Consider the following 22,038-nt stretch of genomic DNA (forward strand, 5'->3'; position numbering starts at 1 on the left):
ATGAAACTCCCCCTCCCGCGGTCGTTGCGCGCGTCCCGCACACCAACCCGCACGCTGCTTCGTTTCGCCCCGCCTCATTCGGCGACGACTCTCCCCCTGTCCCGCGTTCCGGCCGGATGCAATGAGCCGCGCAATTGGGCGATCGACAGATCGCCGCCGAGGAACCGTTCGAGCAGCGCCGCCGAATCGCCCGTCACGGCGGCGGCGGGTGCGTCGCGCATCGTCAGCGCCCGTCCGCCACGGCCCAGCTCATCGAAGCGCCGGCCGAACGCGGCAATGAGATCCGCGACCGGAACATCAGGCGTTCGCAGCATCGCGTCGGCCAGCTCCACGATCAATTGCGGGAGCTTTTGCATCGTTTCCTGTTCAAACAGGGCGCGGCGGTACGCATGAAAGATGTAGAGACGTCCATCGATTCTCAGAAACTGGAAGAACAGCGACGCAAGCGCCTGATCGAGGAAATGGATGCTGCGCTGTTCGAGCACTGCGTTCATGTAGGTCGAAACGCCGTGTTCACCGGCGATGTTGACGTTGGCCGTATCCATGTCGGCGCTGTCGAGCACCACGTCGCCAACCATCGCGCCGTAACCGGTGTGGCCGTCCACCCCGGCGATCCGGAACAGATCGGCCATGGGCACACGTGTGTGCTGCAGCGCGGTCAATAGAACCCGGCGCACCGCGTACAGCGTGTCGATCACGCTGCGGCCCGGGTCGAGCTCGAACGGCACGAAGGCGACATTGGAGAAATCGCCGAGGCAGGCGGCCAGTGCCGCGCTATCGCGCTGGTTGTGGATCACCTGCAGCACCGGACGATCGTTGCCGAAACACTCACGCAGCACAATCGCCAGCACGGCCGCGAATAGCTGCGGATAGGAGATGCCGTGCACGCGGCTCAGGTCCTTGATCCGTTCACCAAGCTCCGCCGATACAGGCACGATCTGATTCGTGGCGAGCGCGCGCAACGACGGCGAGGACGTCACCTCCTTGCGGTATGGCAGACGCATCTCGACCTCGACGCCCGCGAGCGTATCGCGCCACCAGGCGCGATGCGCATCGGCGCTGGCGCCGCGCGCGTCGTGCTGGCGCAGTGCATAGAACCAGTACTGATCGGCCCACCGCCGGGTGTCGTCACGCGCGCCCGCCTCGCTCCCCAGGCTGCCGTACAACGCCATGAGCTGCGAGAAAAGCAGTCCCGGCGTGAACGCATCGGCATGCGCGTGATGAGCGACCATGCCGAGATGGAACGCGCCGTCCACCTCCGTGAGCCACATCCGGATTGCCGGACCGCCGTGCTCCTCGAGAAGGGGATGACAGCGGCGACTTTGGATGAATTGATGGAACGCCTCGCTGCTGTCGATCGAGATCGAGTCGAGCGAGACACAGACGAGTTCCGATACGCACTGCGCATGGCCGTCGCCGACCGTTATATAGCGCGTGCGCAGCAGGTCCTGCTCCTGAGCAAGCAAGGTCAATGCATGGCGTAGACGTTCGAGGTCGACTTCGTGGGCATACAGACGGAACACGTGGAACACGTTCCATGCGGTGCTACCCATCCGCTCCGTCCAATGCAGATCCCGCGCCTGTTCCTGCGACAACGGTGCCCAGAGCTGCCCCGGCGCGAGCATGCCGAGGCACGCGGCGAGTGTGTCCTGGTCGAGACGACGCAACCGCGCATCGATCCCAACCGACCGCGCGGCAAGCAGCACTGCTTTGTCCGTGTCGCGGAACACCGCGATGCCGGCATCGAGCAGCTCCGCGAGCATGCGATCGCGATGCGATCGCGATGCGGGCGTCGGCGCTTGCGGGCGCAGCGCGACCGTAACAACTTCGGCCGTCGCGCGCAGGGCCGCGAGGCGATCGCCGAACCACGCATACTGCACCGGCGGCAAGGGTGACGTGTCCGGTCCCGGCGCCTCGCCGCACTGCCCATGCGCGAACGCGCCGAGGGCGTCGAGGTGCGCAAGCAATGCCGCCGGTGTGGACTGGTCGAGCAAATCGACGAGTGGAATTTCGATGCCGGTCTGTTCCTGGATCGTCGACAGCAGGCGGATGCTCATCAGCGAGTCGAAACCCATCGCACTCCAACTCGCCTCGGCCTGCGCCGCGTCCGGAACTTCGCCTGTGATCACCGCAATCTGCCGCAGTAGCCAGTGCCTTGGATCTTCCGTGACCGGCTGCGCGGCAACATCCTGCGCGACCGGCGACGCCTCGAGCCAGTGCCGGCTGCGTGCGAACGGATAGCCGGGCAGCGACAGCGGCACGCGATCGACCGAGGCGAAGCCGCCTCGCGCATCGAACGCGATGTCATGCACGTACCACTGCGCAGCCCGATCAAGCGGCAGCGCCGCGCGCGTTGCTCCGAATGCCGCGGCTTCACGTCGCAGGGCCTCGCGCGTGGGATCGTCATCCGTCGTCGCGCCGACCGTGTTCGTCAGCACCTCGGCATCCGCCTCGTTCGCGACAAAGCGCGCCAGCAAGCGCCCGGCATCGGCGCGATCACGGGCAAGCAACGCACAGCGATGACGGAAGTGAAGACGCCGCGAAAGCAAGTGCGCCGACAGCCGCGCCGGTGCCCAGGATTGATCGTCCATCGCCGCCACATAATCGAGCAGATCGCGGCCACGCTGTCGTAGTGCCTCGGGCGTCGCCGCGGAGAACGCAAGCAGCGTCGGCCCCGTGACGGATGTCGCGGCTGCGGCCGGCGGTGCCTCGGACACGACCAGATGCACGTTGATGCCAGTCGCGCTATACGAACTGACGCCCGCGCGGCGTGCGGCGCCCGTCCCGGACGGCCAGGGCCGAGCACGCGCCGGGATCTCGAACAGCCCATCGTCGCCGCCCGCAACGGCCGTCGCGGCATCGACGTTCGCGGTCGGCGGCAGCATCTCGCGATGTAGTGCGAGGATCACCTTCAGCAGATGCGCCATGCCTGATGCGGCAAACGAATGGCCGACCGTATTCTCGACGGTGCCGAGCGCAAGCGGATGCGCGCGGGGGCGCCCGCCGAACACCATGCGAAGTCCCTGCAACTCGACTTTGTCGCCAAGCGGTGCGCCGCTCGCGTTGGCTTCGAAGAAGTCGACCGTGTTGGGATCGATGCCGAAGCGGCGGTGGATCGAGGTCAGCAGCGCGGCTTGCGAGGCGGCGCTCGGCGCCGCGATGCCCTGGGTACGGCCATTGTGGTTGCTGCCCCACGCATCGAGTACGGCGTAGATACGGTCACCATCGCGCAGTGCCGCGTCGAGAGGCTTCAGCACCACCGCGCCGACCGCCTCGCCTGGCAGCATGCCGGTCGCGCCGGCATCGAGCGCGGCGCCACGCGCCGTCTTGCTGAGCAGACGGTAGTAGTGACCGGTTGCGATCAGATTGCGCGTCGAATACACCATCGCGCCCCCCGCGATCGCGACCTCGCACTGGCCAAGCCGCAGACTGTCGCATGCCTGCCCCACCGCCAACAGCGACGACGCGCAGCCGGCGTCAATCGTCATCGTGGGCCCATGCAGATTCAGCTGATAAGCGACCCGTCCCGGCACGGTCGACGTCGAAACCTGCGGCGCGATGCCGAGTACCGACTGGACATGCAGGTTGTAGTCGCCCCCGCTGCCGGCAAACACGCCCCAATTCTCGCCGGCGCCCCGATCGGGCACGAGGCCCGCATCCTCGACGGCATGCCAGGCCTCCTGCAAGAACATGCGTTCGGCCGGCTCCATCATCCGCGCCTCGTTCGGACTCAGATTGAAAAAGGCATGATCGAACTCGTCGATGCGCTCGAACAGGCAGCCGTGGTCCGGTGCATCATCCTGGAGCCCGAAGCGTTCGGCCGGCACCGCGCGAATCAGGCTCTCGCCCGAGGCCAGCACATTCCAGAACGCGTCGACATGATCGGCACCCGGAAAGCGCGCCGAGATGCCGATCACGGCCACCCGAAATGCGCTCGACCTGGTGTCGTCCTGATCCTCAGGTTCCGGTTCCGGCTCCGCCCGCCGCATCGATGCCAGCATCGGCCCTATCACCGCTTCGTCGCCGAGGGTCCGATTGCAGAGATCGAAATGATCCTCGCCCCCGACCACCACGGTCCGGACCTGCGACATCCGCTCGACCCAGGCGTCGAGCATCGGCATCATCGAGCCGTGTACGCGCTGAAGGTTCTCGAGGTAGTTCGGGTTATAGACCTGATCCGACGTCGCTCGCGCGGTCATTGTGCGGAACATCAGGATCTCGACCTCGTCAGGTCGAACAAGCGGACGCCAACGATATTCGCGCATGCAGCGCAGGTTGTTGCGATGCGTGTCCGCCATCGAACGCAAGCGCGAGCGCAAAATTCCCGGCGTTTGCCGCACCCCGCGCCCGACGATCAGATCGACAAGCCGCGACTCAACTTGCGAATCGTCTCGGAGCGCGCTTTCGTCCAGCCCCAGTTCGATCGCCGTGATCACGAGGTCATCCCATTTGACGAGCCCGGCCTCTTTTCTCTGACGGAATGCGGGGTCGAGGTGCAGCATCGCGATCATCAGGAAATTCGCGTTCGCCAACCAGTTCTGCAACGCGTCGAGCGTGAAGATATCCGAGTCGCGCTCGCATGTGACAAGAGGTGCCTCGAGCATGAATACCGTCCGCACTTGTCGGCCGGCATCTTGCAGCGCGCGCGCGACCTCGTAGGCAACCACCCCGCCCATCGATGCGCCCATCACGTGATACGGCCCGACCGGATCGATCGCCTGGATGATCTCCGCGTGGTAGCGCGCCATCTCCTCCGCGTCGGCGCAGTGCGGCTGATTGGTCAGGAAGCCCCGCGCCTTGAGACCAATCACGCGGAAGCGGTCGCCGGCGGCCATGGCGAGCTTGCCGAACATGGCGACGTCGCCCGACGCCGGATGCAGGCAGAACACCAACGGACCATCGCCCTCGGTTTGGAGCGGCACGACCCCTTCGTAGGTACGACCGTGACGACGCAGGTTGTTCAGCAAAGCCTCATGCCCCAACGGCGCCGCGTCCGGTCCGCCGGCCGCTTCCCGACGCGTCTCGGCCGGTACCTCGCGCGAGGCAGGGGCTGCTGTCGCCGCCGTGTTTCGGACCTGCATTCGCGTGGCGACGTGACGCGCCATGGCGGCAAGCGTCGGATAATCGAACAGCACCGTCTCCTCGAGGTCGAGCGCGAGTCGTGCGGACAAATCCTCGACGAACCCGACCATCCGAATGGAGTCCACACCGAGTTCGAAGAACGTCACGTCATCATCAAGCACGGCGGGATCGGGATAGTCCAGGATCACCGCGACGACGGTCTTCAGCTGCCGCAGGATCACGCCTTCATCCGGCCCGCCAATCGCGACGCGCGTACGATCGTCCCGCGCGGTCGGCACCAGGGGGCTGGCGGCGGTGTCAAGCGCATCCGGCGCGTCCCGCGCCCCGCGCAAGCGCGCGAGATGCGCGCTGAATCGCGCGACGGTCGGAACATCGAACAGCGCGGTTTCATCGAGTGCGATCGACAATCGACTGGCCATGCCCCTCACGAACGACACCATCCGGATCGAATCGACACCTAGCTCGAAGAACGTCGCTTCATCGTCGATCTCCTCGGCCGGTTCAACATGCAGCAATGCGCGAATCGCATTCTTCACTTCGGCGAGGATCGCACTCGGCGCCGCCTGGATCTGCGCGCGGGAGGGCACGGCCGACAGCGGAACCGAAGCCGTGGCGACGGCGGGCGGCAGCGCCGGCAAGACGCGCCGGGCAGGCACGAGGCCGCCCGCGCGGCGCGCGTGCGACGGCTCGCGCCAATACTCACGCGTGTCGAACGGGTAGCCGGGCAACGCGCGCGGCGCGACATGCGCACTCGCCCATGCATCGCCGTAAGCTGCCGGCCAGTCGACATCGTGCCCCGCCAGCCACACCCTCAGCGCCGCTTCGAGCCGGACGCGCAGCGGCACCGTCGCGACGGTGTCCCGAGATGCGTCCGCCTCGCCCGCCGGCTCGCCCGAGGTCATCGCGCGCAGCCGGCTCATCAACGCCCGGCGACTCTCGACAACGCAGCCCGTGCGCACCTTCATTGCCTCACGGCCCATGTGCAGCGTTCGAGCCACGTCCTCGATCCGCAGATCGGGATAGGCCGCGAGCTGGTCGTGCAGTTCCGCTGCAACGCGGCGCAAGGCCTCGCTGGAGCGCGCGGACAAGGCAATCGCCACGGCATCCGCACGTTCGACCGGCGCGTCGCCGGTTACGGGCGCAGGCTCGACCACCATGGCCGCGTAGGTCCCGCCAGCACCGGCGGACGTGATCAGGCAGGCGGACGGGCCGCTCTCCGGCCACGGCTCATAGCGCGTGACGAGCCGCAATCCGCTGTCGGCAAGCAAATCGTGGTCCAGCCGCGACGAGTCGGCAAGCGTCGGCGCAAGCGCCCGATGCCGCAACTGCGCGATGACCTTGCTCAGCTGCACGATGCCGGCCGCCGCCTCCGGATGACCGATGTTCGGCTTGACCGAACCGATCGGGCACGGTTGCGTACGCGAATGAAACACCTTTTTCAGCGCGCCCCATTCGACCGCATCGCCCAGGCTCGATCCATTCGCAGCCGACTCGATGTAGGCAATCTCCTCGATGTGCCTGCCGGCGCGTTCGATGACGCGGCCGATCAGGGTTTCCTGCTGCGTGACGCTCGGCGCGGTATAGCCATGCGTGCGCCCGCTGTGACTGATGCCTGTCGCGGTGATGACCCCGTCGATCCGGTCGCCGTCCGCGAGCGCCCTATCCAGACGCTTGAGCACGACGGCGCCGACCGCCTCGCCCGGAATGAATCCGTTCCCGCCGAGTGAGAAGCAGTTCACACGCGCTTCGTCGCTGAGCATGCCGAGCCGATCCAGTGCGAGATAATCGTTCGGATGAAGGTACAGGTTCACGCCGGCCGCGATCGCGAGTTCGACCTCGCCTTGCCGTAGATACTGGCAAGCATGATGGATCGCCGTCAGCGAGGAGGTGCACATCGTATCGAAGGCGATGCTCGGCCCGTGCAAGTCGAGGAAATACGACACGCGATTCGCCATGTTCGCGAACGAGGTCGATGTGACGGGTTCGCGCGCGCCTGCGTCCATGTCGTCCGCACGCGGAACCGTTCCCGACGAAGACTGATTGAAGCCGCTCTTGGTCGCGCCGACGCAGACTGCGACATTGCGGCCATGCTGCGACGCGATACGTTCGCGCGTGTAGCCGCTGCTTTCAAGCGCGGTCCAGCACGACATCAGCACCAAACGCTCCTGCGGATCGATCGAGTAAGCGTCGATCGGCGCGATCTGAAAGAACGTCGGATCGAACTGAGCGAAGTCGTCGAGGAACGCCCCTTTCCGGTTACGCAGCGTCGGGTGGAGATCGCGCTCCGCATCCGCGCCCGGGCCGTGCCAGCGGTGAACCGGCAGTTCACCGATCTCGCTCGACTCGGTCTTCAGACGCTGCCAGAACGCGTCGAAGGATGGTGCATTGGGATAACGTCCGCCGATGCCAATGATCGCAATGGGATCGTCGACGCCTCTCGCTCCGCTCGCGCCGGATTTCAGGGGGCGACGGGTCGGCTCGCCGCCGGCAGGGCTCGTCGCGATAGCCGGCGCGGGCTGCTCCACCGTCGCGCGCGCTGCCGCGAAGCGCTCGGCCGGTATCCCCTGATAGCGGATCTGCTCGGCCAGGTATGCGGCAAGCGCCGCCAGCGTTGGATACTCGTAGAACAGCGTCCTCGGCAGTTGACGGAAGTTGACGGCCAGTACCTTGTTCAGCTTCGCGAGCAGGATCGAGTCGAGACCGAGGTCCGCGAGTGGACGATGTTCATCGATCGTCACGGGATCGAGCTTCGTCGCATCAGCGAGCATGCGCTTCAGATACGGATACAGGTCGGCGGCGTTCGGCGCGCTCGTCGCTGATTCCGCCTCGAGCGGCGCCGCCGTACCGGCGGCATCGTCGGGTTGACGACGATCGGAGGCGGCCAGCGTGTGTGCAACCGCATCGGCTGCCCCGGTTCCGACGAATACCTGTTGGATATCGGAGGCCAGCGCGCGGTCGAGCGCGCGCATCCCGGCTTCGCCGGTGATCGCGTCGAGCCCGTGCTGTTCGCGCAGCAGCGTCGCCAGTTCGGCATCGAGCATCATTCCGCCGCCGCGCCAAAGCGGCCAGTTGATCGAGACGCTGCGCCCGGTCCGTTCGCCCGCGCGCTGGCGAGCCGCACGACGATGCGCGAACGCATCCATGAAAGCATTGGCGGCCGCATAGTCGGCCTGACCTGCATTGCCAAGCACACCGGAGATCGACGAGAACAGTGCGAAGAACGCCAACGGCTGGTCGAGGGTCGCCCGATCCAGATTCAACACGCCGCCCACCTTCGGCGCCAGCACGGCCTGGAAGTCATCCTCGGACTTGTGGATGAGGAAGCCGTCGCGGATTACGCCCGCGCAATGCAGCACGCCCCGGATCGGACCGTGCGTCGCAACGACCTCTGCAACGCACGCATCGAGTGCTTGTCCGTCGCATACGTCGACGCTGCGGTAGGCGATCCGCCGCCCGGCGGCGCGCAATGCGTCGAAGCGCGGCCCCTGCGCCGAGCGCATCAGCTCGGCCTCGTCGCGACGCGCCAGCAGGACGATCGTCGTGTCGCGATCCCGCTCGCAGAGCCATTCGGCGCATTGCAGCGCAAGCGCGCCCGATCCGCCGGTGATCAGATAGGCGCCTGCGCCATCGGCCACCCCCGCCAAGCCCTCGAAGAACGGCCGAGCCGGCGGGGCCAGCGGATACCAGGTCCGCACGTGACGCTCGGGGCGATAGCTGATCGATACATCGTGGCCGATCCGCATTTCGTCACGCAGTCGAGCGAACCATGCCGTCGCATCGGGTGCCTCATCGAATGCGACAAGTTGCGCGGACAGCAGCGGATTTTCCTGCATGGCCGACTTCAGAAGCGCAGCGAGCCCCGTCCATGCCTCATCTCCCGCCCCGACAACCGTAACCTGCAGATGCAGTCTCTCGCGCAACCCCTCCCGCAGCCACTCGCGCAACCAACCCATCAGCGCGGTCGCTTGCCCGGCGTAGTCCGTCTCCGACGGTCGCGCCGTCTGCGGCACGAAATGCACCCTCGTATCGTGCGTTCGGCTCGCGGTCCGCAACGCGTCCTGCGCATCGGCTTCAATGCCGCAAAACACGATGTGATGCGCGACGAGGTCCGACATCGAAACGCTCGCAGTCGGCAGATCCGCCCGAGTCCACGTCGGCGCGAACAGCGCCGGGTCGGCGGCGGATACGGATACGGATGCGGATGCGGACGATTCGGCGCCAAACTTGACGGCCGCGTGCGTGTGCTCCAGCCAGTGCGGGCTGCCATCGAATGGATAGGTCGGCAGACTGACGCGCACCGGCTTGCGCGTCTCATGGAGGGCATCCCAGGGAATACTGAGCCCGTTCAGCCATAGCTGAGCGATCTGATGATGCGCTTGTTCACGGCCCCACTTGTACAACAGCGCACGCATGTCCACTTGCTCATTGAGAAGCTCGCCAAGCCGGTTACGCACGGTCGTGCTGCCGCACATCCAACGCGCGTCGCTGGTGACGCCCCCCTGGAAACGCTCGAGCGCATCGAGCAGCGCGTCGCGGCTGTCAACCACGAACACGACGCGATGGTCGAGATGATGGCGGCCGACTTGCAGGGTATATGCGACCGCATCGAGATCGATCGTAGCCGGATCATCGCGCATCAAGCGATCGCGCAAGCGGCGCGCGAGGCGCGGCAAGAGGGCCGGCCGATGGGCGGACAATGGTATGAGATGGCGTCCCGCGCGACCTTCTCCGGCGCTTGCCGGCCAAGCCTGCAACACCACATGCGCATTCGACCCACCCGCACCGAAGTTGCTGATGCAAGCCGACACCGATTCGCCGTCTGACAATACGGGCCAGTCGGCAAGCGTGCGCTGCACCTCGAAGCCGGCCGCGGAAAAATCGATCGCCGTGTTGTCTTGCGCCGAAGTCAGCGTCGGCACCCACTGACGATGACGGAATTGGAGCAGGACTTTGCTCAGGCTCGCGAGAAACGCATTCGACTCGCCATGGCCGACATTCGCCTTTACGGAGCCGATGCGCCGGGAGCCCGTTGCGCCCAGTTCGCGAAACGCGCGGCCAAGCGCGCCGACCTCGATCGGATCGCCAAGCGCGGTGCCGGTACCATGCGCCTCGACATAGGCAATCTGCTGGACCGGCACGCGCGACGCGCGCAGCGCGCCCGCGATCAGGCTCGCCTGCGCATTCGGATTCGGCACCGTGAAGCCATTGGTCTTGCCGCCGCTGTTGACTGACGATGCCTTCACGACGGCGTGGATGTTATCGCCGTCAACACGTGCGCGAGACAAGCGCTTGAGCAGCACTGCACCAATCCCCTCCCCGAGTAGCGTGCCGTCCGCGTCATGCCCGAACGGCGTGCAACTGCCGCTGCCGGACAGCATGCCCGTCTGGGTGTACTGGACCAGCCGGCTCGGGTGCAGGATCAGGTTGACGCCGCCGACAATCGCGGATTCACAGTCGCCGTCTCGAATCGCCTGGCAGGCGAGATGAAATGCGGTGCCCGATGACGCGCAGGCCGCATCGATCGACATGCTTGGCCCATTGAGATCGAAGTGATACGAGACGCGGTTCGCGATCTGGTAATAATCCGTATGGCGATATTGCTCGGGGTACTGCAACGCATGCAGATTCGCGTACATCGCGTAGTCACTCGACAACACGCCGACGAAGACGCCGGTCGCGCGATCGAGCATCTGGCGGGTATAGCCGGCGTCCTCGAGCAATCCCCAGACGACCTGCAGAAACAAGCGCTGCTGCGGGTCCATCAGCTCGGCTTCCTTCGGCGTGATGCCGAACAGTTCAGCCTCGAAGCATTCGATGCTGTCGAGGTAGCCGGCGCGGTCCATGTAGCCGTGCAACGTCGACGCGACGCCAGGCAGCGCACGATCGATCAAATGCCGCCTTGCAAGGGGCATCGGCACGATATGGCTCTCGCCCGCCCGCAGCAATTGCCAGAATGCCTCCATGTCGTCAGCACCCGGATAAACACCGTGCAGCCCGACTATCGCGATGTCGTCGTGATGCTCGTCCGCCTCGTCCGATCGGATGTTCGATTCCGCCGATCCCACGGCTGCCTTCTTCGGTTCGGGCATGACGCCCGGAGCCCTCGCGTCGTATTCGGCAATCAGGCCGCGCACCACATCGCGCAGCGTGCGGTGCGCAAACAGAAACGTCGGCCCGAGCCTGGGAACGAGACGGGTCAGTTCGACGGTCAGATTTACGACATCGATCGATTCAAGGCCGTATCGCTCCAATTCCTCATATTCGGACAAAGTGTCAGGATCGATCGACAGCACGCGCGCGTAGCACAGCTTGACCTCACGCAACAACGCCGCCTCGTGCTCAGCCCCACTCGCGGCGGCAACCAACTCGGTTTCGCCGCACGCCAAGGTATCCGGCAAAAAGGCGGCGCCGGACGCGGGCTCCTCGTCGCCCGATGCGCCGATTGCGCCGATTGCGTCGAACGCTCGATTCGACCGTTCCGCAATCCCCACATAGTCGGTGCCTTGGATGGGCGGACTCGCGCCGACGACGAACGGCGGCGCCGAGGAAGCACCATCGGGTTCCGCCCGAGGCCCGTGCTCGAGCCAAGCCTGCCGATCGAGCGTTTCGCGCAGCGCGCCGAGTTCGAATACATAGCGCCCCGTCTCGCCGCGCGCCTCGTCGTCAACCATGATCTCCGACGGTGCGAGCTTGTCCAGAAATTGCTGGAACGGCATATTCTTGCGGGTCGACACGAAGGCAACGTGGATATGCTCGACGCCATGCTGCCCCGCGACCGTGGCAAGATATCGCGCCACGCGATCCTCGACCGTGCGACCGAGCACGCGGCAACTGAGCAGAAAAGCATCGACGTAGAGGCACGATAATTCGATCCGGTACGCGACGAAGCCGGCGGTCCCGTAGTCACCAAACCGGTCGATGACGTCGATCGTGACCAGACGCCACGTGTCATCGTTCATCATCGCGATGATTTCCGCCTTGTCGCGCCGGATCGTCGTGTTGTTGAACTGATTCGTGCGCATGGTCATCTGCGACGCGCGATCGACGCCGCCAGCCGTAAGCGGCTCGATCGCGACGTTGAGATTCAACCCGTCGATGAAGACGCGAAACGACTCTGTCGATTGCCGGAACCGTTCCCGCTCGGACTGCTCACGATACATCCGCGCACGTGCGCTATCCTCGCGCGTGTGCGTCAGTTGGTCGAAAACCCAGAGCCGTTCAGCCCATTCCGATGGAGCAATCCCGCTTTGCGTCGTGCAGACGGTCAACACCTCGGGCGCACCGGCTCGAACCTCCGCGCATTCAAGTGGATTGTCGTCGAAGAACACGAAGCTGTTCATGCCAAGTCCGAGTTCATCGGACAGCATGCGTAGATTGTCCGATTTCGGCAGCCAGTTGATCTTCGCGGCAGTGATGTCCTCGCGGGTGAGGATCATGTCTGGATGCTGGTCGAATACCTTCCAGACATCTTCCTCCCGATTCTTGCTGCAAAGACACAGGATGAAACCTCGCGCGAGCAGCGCTTTCATCGACTTTTGAAACGCGCGCATCTCGTCGTCGATCAAGAGCTTGACGACATCGCTTTCCTCGCCACAGACGCCGTGCCACAGCGTGTTGTCACAATCGAGCACCACTACCTTCGCGGGCAGCTGGCGCCGGGCGTTCAGCATCCGGATCGCCAGTAACGCGAGGAAGCCGAAATAGTCCTGCACGTAGGGGATGTGTGCGATACGGTTGCGTGACGCATCGTCGATGCGCGTCGCGTCGATCCGGTGCAGCGCATGATGATCGCATGCGAACACGGTGGTGAGTCCCGGCAGCTCGACGGGCAGTGAGCGCAACCTCGCATGCACCGTAGCGAGTAGCTCGGCGCCTGCCACATCGGCCGGATCGAGGCGCGGATCCGGGCAAACAATCAGCAATTCCCAGGCGCGGCTACGTTCCGCGAAGCCATGCAGCGCGGCGACAAAATCGTCCACGACGCGCCGTATGAAATCCCCCTCTTCCGATAAACGCAGCCCTTGATCTTGCCAGCAGGCCTCTCGATCATGCAGCCAGTCCGAGACGCGCAAATACAGCAGATTCACCGTGCCTTCAGCGATATTCAGCACACTGTCCGGGCTGAGCAAGTCCTGCATCATCCGGTTGTAGCCGGTCTGCCGCGCCGCCTGCTCACCTGGCAGACACGTGAGCCAGCCATCGAACTCCCCGAGCATCGCATCGAGCGCGAAGCTGGCGGTCACCATGAGCGTCTCCGGCGCGCGCGGTGTCGCATCGTCCGTGAAACTCGCCAGCAGGTGATGACGATCGCTTCCCACCGGCAGTGCATTGACGATCCGCATTGCGATCTCGTTAGGCGGGTGCGCATTGATGATGCGTGTCGGCGTGTTGCTCATCTCCGTCAGCAAATTCGGCGGCCGCGCAATCAGTGTGCGAATCGACGGTTGCGTGTCGGCGAGGTGTCGTACGCATGCCTCTGTTTGCCGCTTCAGATCGACGTAGTGGGCGTAGCCGGCCGGTACGCTGTCGACCATCTCCGACGATATCGCAACACAAACACCTTGACTCGCCGCCAACAGATCGGAGAAAACCGCGAGCGGAACGTTGACGAGTTGCAGGTTGCGCGAAAGATAGTGTTCGCGGCGCACCGCGAACGACGGCGCATCGTCCTCCATCCGCAGCGGCGGCTCGCAGGCATTGCAGATCAGTATGTCGAGGCGGCCGTGTCGAGCAAGCAGTTCCATTCGCACGACGTCGAGCCAAGCGCGATCGCCGACATCACCCTTGATCAACGTGACCGAAAGACCATGCGATTCAAGATCGTCGACGACGGCACGCGCATGCGCGGCACTGCCAAGATAATTCAGATAGACGTGGCATCCGAGCACCGCGAGACATCGCACGAGCGCCGCCCCGAGACCACGCGAGCCGCCTGTCACGAATGCGACCTTGCCAGCCAGCCGTATCGCGTCCGAATCGGACCGCGCCGTGAGATAGCCCTGTACCGGCAGGTCCACGATCGTCTTCCTGACGAAGGACCGCAATTCGCCCTGTGCGATCGTCTTGTGTGCGTCGCCGACCACAAGCCGTGTCTCGAGCAAACCGTAGTCGCGATGGAACGACTGAGTCGCATGCAGATAGTTCAGCGCCCCATCTGACTCTCGATGTTCGAATGTCAGCGTCAGCGCCGAGAACAGCGCTCGACGGCCGGGCAGTTTCATCCCCGTCAGGAAACTGCATAACGCGATCGTGTCCAGCACGGTCTCGCCGAACATGCGAAGCGCACGGGGATAGCATGTTCCGAGGCCGGTCGGCGGATATTCGCCGGACAGTTCGATGCCCGCTTCCAGTGCGCCGTCGTCGTGGTCAACGATATTTTCAACGCTGCTGGCAAGCGCGGGTTCCGTGTGAGACGCTGGCTCCTCACCATCGATTGGCGCCCATGTAACTCCGATCTGCGTCAGCAGCGTTGTACCGTCGCGCAAGGTCACAGTGCGGCAGTTGTCACCCTGCACCTCGACTTGGCACGTATAGGTCCGGTCGACAAACATCGGATTCTTGAAACTGGCCGACAGGCTGGTGACGCGAACCCTTTCCGCGAGCCCGATCCGATCAAGCGCGGCCAGCACCCCAATCGCTCCATGGACGATGCATCCTCCAAACGTCGATCTCCGTGCGTAATCCGGATCGATGTGCAGAGGATTGCAATCCCGGCTGAGTCGAGCGAAAGCCTCGACGTCCATTTGCGTAAACCGCACATCAAGATGAATCGGATCGGCATTTCTCATGGCAATGGCTCGCACGTGATTCGATACTCGTTGCCGAGCGCACCTGGAAAAGTGCGGGACCGGCGAACATACTCGCCCAAGCTGGGCGAACGATGGTCCGGCAGCGGCGTTGTCAGGCCGCTGTTCGAGCAAGGGATGCACGGTCGAACCAGGTGATGCGAGAGGACAATCTGGCGCGGAGCAGCCCGCGAGCAAACCGGCCCGATGCCTCAATGCATGGACAAACGGAACGTCGGCACGCGACCACGACCACGACCAAAGCAAGCATCGTTTTGGCGCAGGGCGCAGCGAGTGTGATGGAAGGCAAATCGGCGCCACTCGCTGCGGATATGCCCGACCGGGACATTGACGAGGCAACCCGTATACCTCGCTCCTATGCGCGCGTGATGACAAGACCTGTGCGATCGACCTGTCAATTCACCTAGGCCGCCAACCGACTGATTGATGGCCCGCACCGACTCTCGTGGCTAAAATTGCAATCACAAAGGCACCTTTGGCTTCAATTTCACCTCATTCAAAAATGCGGTTCCACATCGACAGGTTAAACGCTCTCTCAAACCATGTCTGCACCGAATTCCAGGGACAACACCCCGCACAGCGGTCGAAATGGCACGATTCGATGACGCATTTCGATTAGCAAAGCTAAATATTTTCCTCACTTTGTCATGAGGAAGTGGAACTCGGCTGATACTCCATCAACCCCGAAGCAACCTTAATCTTGGAAAGCTCGCTTTCGTCGCGTTCCCCAGGCGCGAGCAGACCGCATATTGCGGTCGCACGCTCGCGTCAGCACGTTCCTTCCGCCGAACGCTATGCCGCGCAGCCCGGCGATTCGGGCAGGGGAATGGATAGCGCCGTCGCTGCGCTTACGCGGTACGCATGCGCATGACAGATACGGGCGTCGGGCGCATCCAATGCACGGGATCAAGCGTCGGGTGTCGAGAAAATGGCGTGCATACGGCGAACGTTTCCGATCGGCTAGCCTCCTCAAGCAAGGTTCGGCAACCAGTCGACAATGTGCCCGATGGACTGATGTCAAGATAGACGCAGGCGCTGCGCCGCTCCATGTATTCGATGGTTCGTTTGAAATCGATCACGTCCCGCAGCACCGTGTCGAAATGCTCCGCGTCGTACCGCTCGACCGGCCTGCCCGTGCGACACGACCAGGCCGGCAGCACCGGCCGGCTCGATGCCACGGACTGAAAACACAACCGGAGCGGCGCACGTGCCGGATCAATCGCCGAGGAGTGGAAACCGTACTCCACCGGCAACCTCATTGTCGTCTCGCCCAGCACGCGCAGATGCGCCTCGGCCATGTCGATCCCGGCTCGCGTCCCTGCCATGACGAAGTGCTGTGCGGACGGAATCGAGGCGATCTCGCCAGCCTCACGCAGCCGGGCGTCGCGCTCAAACAGGTCCGGAGTCGCGAGCACCGCCAGCATACCGCCCGGGGCACAATGGCGCGCCATCACGCGCGCGCTGTCCGCCAGCAAAGCAATGCAGTCACGTGGACTCAGCGCACCAGACACGGACGCGCACACCAATTCACCGAGGCTCGCGCCGAGCAGGTGGTCGGGATAGACGCCATGCGAGATCAACGCTTGCGTCATCGCATACTCGAAGCAAAACACGGCCTGATTCGAGTACAGCGTCATGTCGAACGGCGATGAGACGTCGCGACCCGCGTCGAATACGTAGTCGATCAGCGACGTACCAATCTCGACCGTGACCATGCGGTCGAGTGACATGAGGCTATCGCGGAACACGCGGTCGTGCTCGAAAAGAGACTTGCCCATCTGGAAATACTGCACCCCCTGCCCGGGATACATGAACACGATCTCGCGATCATCCATTCGCTTACGTAAGGTCATGATATTTGCTTGGTGCCGTCCGCCGGCCCAGCCGCTGACGAGCACGATCAATAGAAGTGTTGGTCGCCGCTCTCGCACCGCCCTTCAGGTACGTAAGGTTTGATCCCCAACGGCGTGGATTCGGGAACGCGCCTTGTGATGCCACTCGGAACGGCACGCAAACCCTCAATGCTCACCGGTCCAAGTGCGCCCTCTCGCCCATGGCGCCAATTCCGCGCATCGCCCAGCCTCGCATCAAGTCATCGCACCGGAAATGACCGTGCCGCGAGAAAGTCCGACTGAAGCGACGACCCTCTCCGCGCAAAATCAATGCCTTAGCCAACGGCGCAAGCATGTCCGGCACGCCACCACAAACCAGCCGGTGCTCAACGGCACGGCTACTCAAGGCCCTGTCAGGATTCGCTTAGCGCCCACTTGACGAGGCCATGGCGCCCCTTGAAACCGAGCTTTGTTGCCGCACGCTTGATGTACGTTTCGATCGTGCTGCTTTTCACACCAAGTTCATCAGCCAATTCGCGAAATGTGCTGCCGCTCAGCAATCCAGCGCACACTTCAATCTCACGATCGGACAGCGTAATCGCCGCGCTCCTGAGCCTGGATTCAAATTTTCGACGCACCGTCAAATGACCAATCGAACTCTCCGCGTCGCCCGACACCTGCATTGGGCGGCGCGCTAATTCGCACAGCCTGTGCGATGCATGTATCTCGACGATCGGCATCAGTGCTTCCGCATAGCTCTTCAGAAGCGACATTTCCTGAATTGTATAATCAGGCGTTCCACAGGTTCGATACAGCGAAATCAAGTATCGACGGTTCAATTTGCGCGATACGAGATGCACCTGGAAGCCTCCATCAGAGCCGCAGGAACGCAGCCTCTGCCACTCCGTTTGAGGTGTTGCCGATGTGCCAAAGTGGATCAGATGTAGTTCTCGGGCGATCAACACCCTTTCCATCAACCGGCTGTCTACAGCATCAAATACGGACTTCTGCAGCAGACCCACGTCGATATCACTTCGTCCATCGGCGGAAAATTCCCCCAACGGATGCATGCCGACGATCTCTTCCTCTCTTTCGTTTATGAACCACACGGCGATCTTGGTGGATCCCACGTTTACGGAGGTAACGAACAGCGAATGCAGGGCTTCAGCAAAGCGCTCAGTGCCGATGTTTGATATTACTCTTCCAAGTTTTGTAAATACGCTAACCATCCAAATTTCCTCGAATTTTGCATGACTAAATATATCAATCAACCTATTTAATTGATGAATTTTTAACATGCTCCTGTCAGAATTTAGGACCGGTCAAATGTGAAGGAATGATGACCGCCGGAAAGAACCTGACCGCCGAAAAACCAGGCATCAGCCATCGTCACAGCAACGTCTACGCACGCGCCGCGGCGCCTGTGCCGATGAGTAACGGCTCGTCCGCGGCGAACGCAGCGGAGCGTCGCCGGTCGAGCGGGCAATCGCCCTACATCTGAGGAAGAACCTAGCGGGTCGATGGCGTTGCCGGGTTGGTTCGTGGCCACGGCGGAAGGTGTCCGCAAGTCTCGTCCGGGAAGACGATCTCGACTGCAGCTCAGGCATCCCGAGCTGAATCGTCGACGTTGATACACATCGCTCAGCAGGTCGAGGCGACTCGCTGTGGACCGACATGCTGCATTACGATCTTGAGCGGCGCGCTCGCGCGCAAGGACGTCACGCTCAAGCGCAGTTGGGTCTCTCTTTGAAAATGCACTGCGCGAATGAATCCACCATAGTGCAGGCCCTGTCCGACAAGCACCGGAAAGCCTCCAGCACGGTCGCAAGGCGCTCACCATTTCAGCACGGAACCGGCCATTGCGGTTCGCTGCCAGTTCCGAGAAGCTCGTCACCACAAGGCCAGCCTCATGAGATCGAACCGGAAACGTCTTGTCGGCGCTGTGTGTCCGGGGCACTCGATTTCGGCACGAACGAATGGATCTATAACTGCGCATGCTGGCGCCAGCATGCGTGTGGATGTAGCCCGATTCATCGCCAACCTTCCCGCCCCGGTCGATCGAGAACCACCTCGGCGCGCGATGTCAGGCACGCCGCAATGGACAACGCCTCGCGACGCAAAGACGTCCGATGACGCTCGAATGGGCCGCCGACAGACGTCTGCCGCGACGCGGCAATTGATGGGAAATGCATTGCACGATCTCCATATTTCGACAACTGTTCCGGTCGACGGACGAACGCGTCATAGCGGGTCAGCCATCGGCAACGGCAGGACGAGAGGTCCGCCGCCCATCACTTCGAGTTGAGGCTGACTACCGGGCAACACCTCCGTGACGTGTCTGGATGCAAGGCCGATGGCAACCACGCGATGCGGATCGACATGGTTTTCGTACGAACCGTTAGCGCAAGGAATTCGTAAGTGTCCTAATGTACATTGAAACTTAGTCAAATCTTCAGATTTCTCATGAAAATTTTCGAAATATACATTCACAAAACACGATAAAAACCGATACAGATCGATGCATTGTTTCTATTTTATAAATTTTCCTCTGCGAATCGTTGTCGTTTCGATGCGTGCCGACCTGCCTCGGGTTTTGTGGACGCGCCAGCCCTTGAGAGTAATTCGTCAGGATTTCCCGACCCCGAACGGTGGCTAAGGTCGGCCCATTGTCTAGTACATTGAGCCCAGTTGAGAGTGGGACCCGCGACCCAGCGAGCACCCCGAAGCAGCTTCTCTGTCATAAGGCTCCCTCACCAAAATGGAGCCATGAACAAGAAGCCAGGCACCGAGCACGCACAGTGCGCCTGGTATGCTGGCAACCTCAGTGAGAACTATTGACGCATGGCGAACCGCCCTCAGAGCTAGAGCTGCCTCCGCCCCACACCTACATGCGCACCGAGTTCACGGCGCGGCGCGCTCGCGTGAAAGGCCTGCCGATCGCGACGATCGTGCAGCTCTATTTGGCCCCCCACAAGCACGAGATCCTCGACGTCGAGCGCCTGCCGCGCAGCATGCGCGATGACTGCGTCTCGATCGAGCTGCGCAAAGGCTCGCCCATCCTGCATCGATTCAGAAACGAGGCGAGCCAAGACTGACCGCAGTGCCGCGCAGCTGATCGAGGCGGCTTTGTCACGTTGGCGCCCAGGAGCATGAAGGTATGGTCCGCTCCTTGTAACAGGTAATACGTCGTGACCGGTATCAGGCATTGCGGCGGCAGTCGCTCTCCTGATTATTTTAGGAAGGCAGTTCGTTACTGAACATCTATCAGAGATCCGAGCCTGGCCGCCCCCGCGCGGCGTCCCCACTACGCAAACGGCCCGATGACGTGATTCAGTGCATGTTGAGCCTCTACATCGGCGCTTGATTACAACATCGAACAACGTGTTCGAAAAATTCTTAGCCGGCAAGTGCTATGGATCGGCCAGGGCCGCTCACGCGAAACCGCCCGAGCCTTCTTCGAGCAACTTCCCGAATCCGCGCTGCTTTCCCCGGTAATCCACGATGAACCAAATTTAAACCACTGACTCGTCCCACCCTATACAAGCTCGAAGCCCGATCCACCCAGCGGGTAGTAGTCCGCCCCGTTGCGACTGCCGCGAAGGATCGGCAATCGGCTGTTCGCGCGAAACGCAATCGGTTCGTCAATCTCAGGAACCCAGCAACACAGCATGAACGGTAGCCATGCCGTCTGACCTGTCTTCGCGTCAACGGCCACCGTCGTGACGCACGAAGCGCCACAACCCCGGCTACTCAAAATGTAGTGCCCGGCAAAATTCCGGCTTACCGCGAGTGACGTCCCGCAGGCGAGTCGCAAATTCTCGGTCCGCCATCGGCGGCCTTGCGCCGATGGCCAGACTTCCTGCTTCGAGAATCAATCTATTGACGCTTCACAGCCAATCGGCACAGGCACCGCAATCATTGTGCTCTGGCAAGCCCCAGATAGGTTACCCGCGCCGGATCGCGTGCATCGATGACGACCCTCACCCGCTCCCCCGCGCGCGGCATGTTGCCGAGATCGACGTACTGCCGGATCGTCACGTCCCGGGACACGCCGTGATCGCTGATGCGCAGCACCATCCGCATCTGCGGCACCTGATTGAGCGTCACCCCCGTCTGCCCGATCTCGACAACCTCGGCGACGGCCTTGACGCCATCCGTGACGATCGCGTCGCCCCGCGCGGCCGAGATGATCCGGGGCAATACGACGCCCAACGAGAAGATCAGCGAAGTCAGCGCAATCGCGACGATCGCGCTCATGATCGACATCATCGAAAATGCCATCATGCGTGCTCCCCCTTTCAACTGTCCGGCGCGTCCGAAGGGCTCGGGAGTTCGCCGGGCGCCACCCCGGCCCGCCTCATTGCGACTTCGCGCCCCGGGACTCCTGGAACACGCCGCTCGGTTGCACGCCCGAGGCTTCCTTGCTCGCGGCGGTGTCGGGCGTGCGCGCCGACTGGATCACCTTGTGCGCACGCGTCGTCGCCGATTGCATCGCATCGTTCGTCGCCGACTGCACGCTCTGGCTCACCTGCCGCTGCGTCGTGCTCGTCACCTGATCCTTGACCGACTGCAACAATTGGTCGAACTGGGCATAGGCGCTCACCGAGAATACACCTGCAAGGAGTCCGAATAAAACTTTCTTCATGATCCTGTTTTCCTATCGAATGGTCGGGCGCGCCGGCTGCCGCCGGCCGCGCCCCGAAAGCCCCGAACCCCGCCGCAAACACGGCGACGTCCGAGGACGGTGCACCGCTCCCGTCCGGGCGGCCTACTTGCCGGTCTTGAACGGCGCGAAGAAGTTGGACGGCATTTCCTGCGGGAAGCCGACCGAGTTGGTCGGCCGCAGGTCGTTCATGTTGGCGTTGAAGTCGTAGGTCTTCTCACGCTGCTGCGCATCCTGGTGCGCGGCGACCTGCTTGTCGACCGACGACTTGATGTTCGACATGTGCTCCAGCATCTTGCCGCCCACCTGCTGCACGTTGCCGATCAGGTTGCTCGCGTTCTGGGACGACGCCACCGACATGTCGGGGATCGAGTCCATGAACGGCTTCGCCATCGAACCGCTGGCGTTCTGTCCGTACTCATGCGCGTTGCTGCACGCGGACAGGATTTCCTTCGGGTCTATCATCTGCTGCTCCTTTCCAAGTTCGCGCCGGCTGGCGCATTCCGATACAAGAGGCGTGTCACGACGGGCACCTGAACCCCTGCAGGATCCCCGACCAGATCGGCGACGGCGTCGTGAGCGCCTGCCACTCCAGCCGGACGGTCCCGATGTCCGTCTGATACAGCCGTTCGCGACGGTCGGCCGTCCCGCCCGC

Annotated in this window: 8 protein-coding genes; 2 read left to right on the forward strand and 6 right to left on the reverse strand. The window is 63.0% G+C overall.

What is annotated here, in order from left to right:
• Positions 1-74: 74 nt before the first annotated feature.
• From AC1RQF_RS21620 to AC1RQF_RS21630, 3 genes are all read right to left on the reverse strand, one after another.
• Positions 75-14,870: an SDR family NAD(P)-dependent oxidoreductase gene (locus AC1RQF_RS21620; protein WP_492872925.1), complete on the reverse strand. Its 14,796-nt coding sequence runs from the start codon at positions 14,868-14,870 to the stop codon at positions 75-77.
• Positions 14,871-15,736: 866 nt separating this feature from the next.
• A complete protein-coding gene (locus AC1RQF_RS21625) occupies positions 15,737-16,741 on the reverse strand; it encodes an acyltransferase domain-containing protein (RefSeq protein WP_492872926.1) in 1,005 nt (334 codons plus the stop codon).
• A 392-nt stretch (positions 16,742-17,133) separates the two neighbouring features.
• Positions 17,134-18,018 carry a helix-turn-helix transcriptional regulator gene (locus tag AC1RQF_RS21630; RefSeq protein WP_273995520.1) on the reverse strand — a complete coding sequence of 295 codons (885 nt, stop codon included), beginning with the start codon at positions 18,016-18,018 and terminating at the stop codon, positions 17,134-17,136.
• 38 nt (positions 18,019-18,056) lie between these two features.
• Between AC1RQF_RS21630 and AC1RQF_RS21635 the strand changes: the two genes are divergently transcribed.
• Together AC1RQF_RS21635 and AC1RQF_RS21640 are read left to right on the forward strand one after the other, a co-directional pair.
• Positions 18,057-18,221, forward strand: a complete 165-nt coding sequence (locus AC1RQF_RS21635) for a hypothetical protein (RefSeq protein WP_273995521.1) — start codon at positions 18,057-18,059, stop codon at positions 18,219-18,221.
• A 1,387-nt stretch (positions 18,222-19,608) separates the two neighbouring features.
• Complete coding sequence (locus tag AC1RQF_RS21640; protein ID WP_273995522.1) at positions 19,609-19,815, forward strand: hypothetical protein; 207 nt, start codon at positions 19,609-19,611, stop codon at positions 19,813-19,815.
• A gap of 820 nt (positions 19,816-20,635) precedes the next feature.
• Here AC1RQF_RS21640 and AC1RQF_RS21645 read toward each other — a convergent pair.
• The 3 genes from AC1RQF_RS21645 to AC1RQF_RS21655 all read right to left on the reverse strand — a co-directional run bounded on the left by AC1RQF_RS21645 (position 20,636) and on the right by AC1RQF_RS21655 (position 21,848).
• Entirely contained in the window at positions 20,636-21,004 is a 369-nt protein-coding gene (locus AC1RQF_RS21645; RefSeq protein ID WP_492872928.1) for a hypothetical protein, read from the reverse strand.
• Between the two features lie 73 nt (positions 21,005-21,077).
• Positions 21,078-21,365 (reverse strand): hypothetical protein, encoded by a 288-nt coding sequence (locus tag AC1RQF_RS21650; protein ID WP_492872929.1) that lies wholly within the window; start codon positions 21,363-21,365, stop codon positions 21,078-21,080.
• A 123-nt stretch (positions 21,366-21,488) separates the two neighbouring features.
• Complete coding sequence (locus tag AC1RQF_RS21655; RefSeq protein WP_273995526.1) at positions 21,489-21,848, reverse strand: DUF6277 family protein; 360 nt, start codon at positions 21,846-21,848, stop codon at positions 21,489-21,491.
• Between the last annotated feature and the right edge of the window lie 190 nt (positions 21,849-22,038).

This window comes from Burkholderia sp. GW821-FHT14F03, from assembly GCF_058803765.1.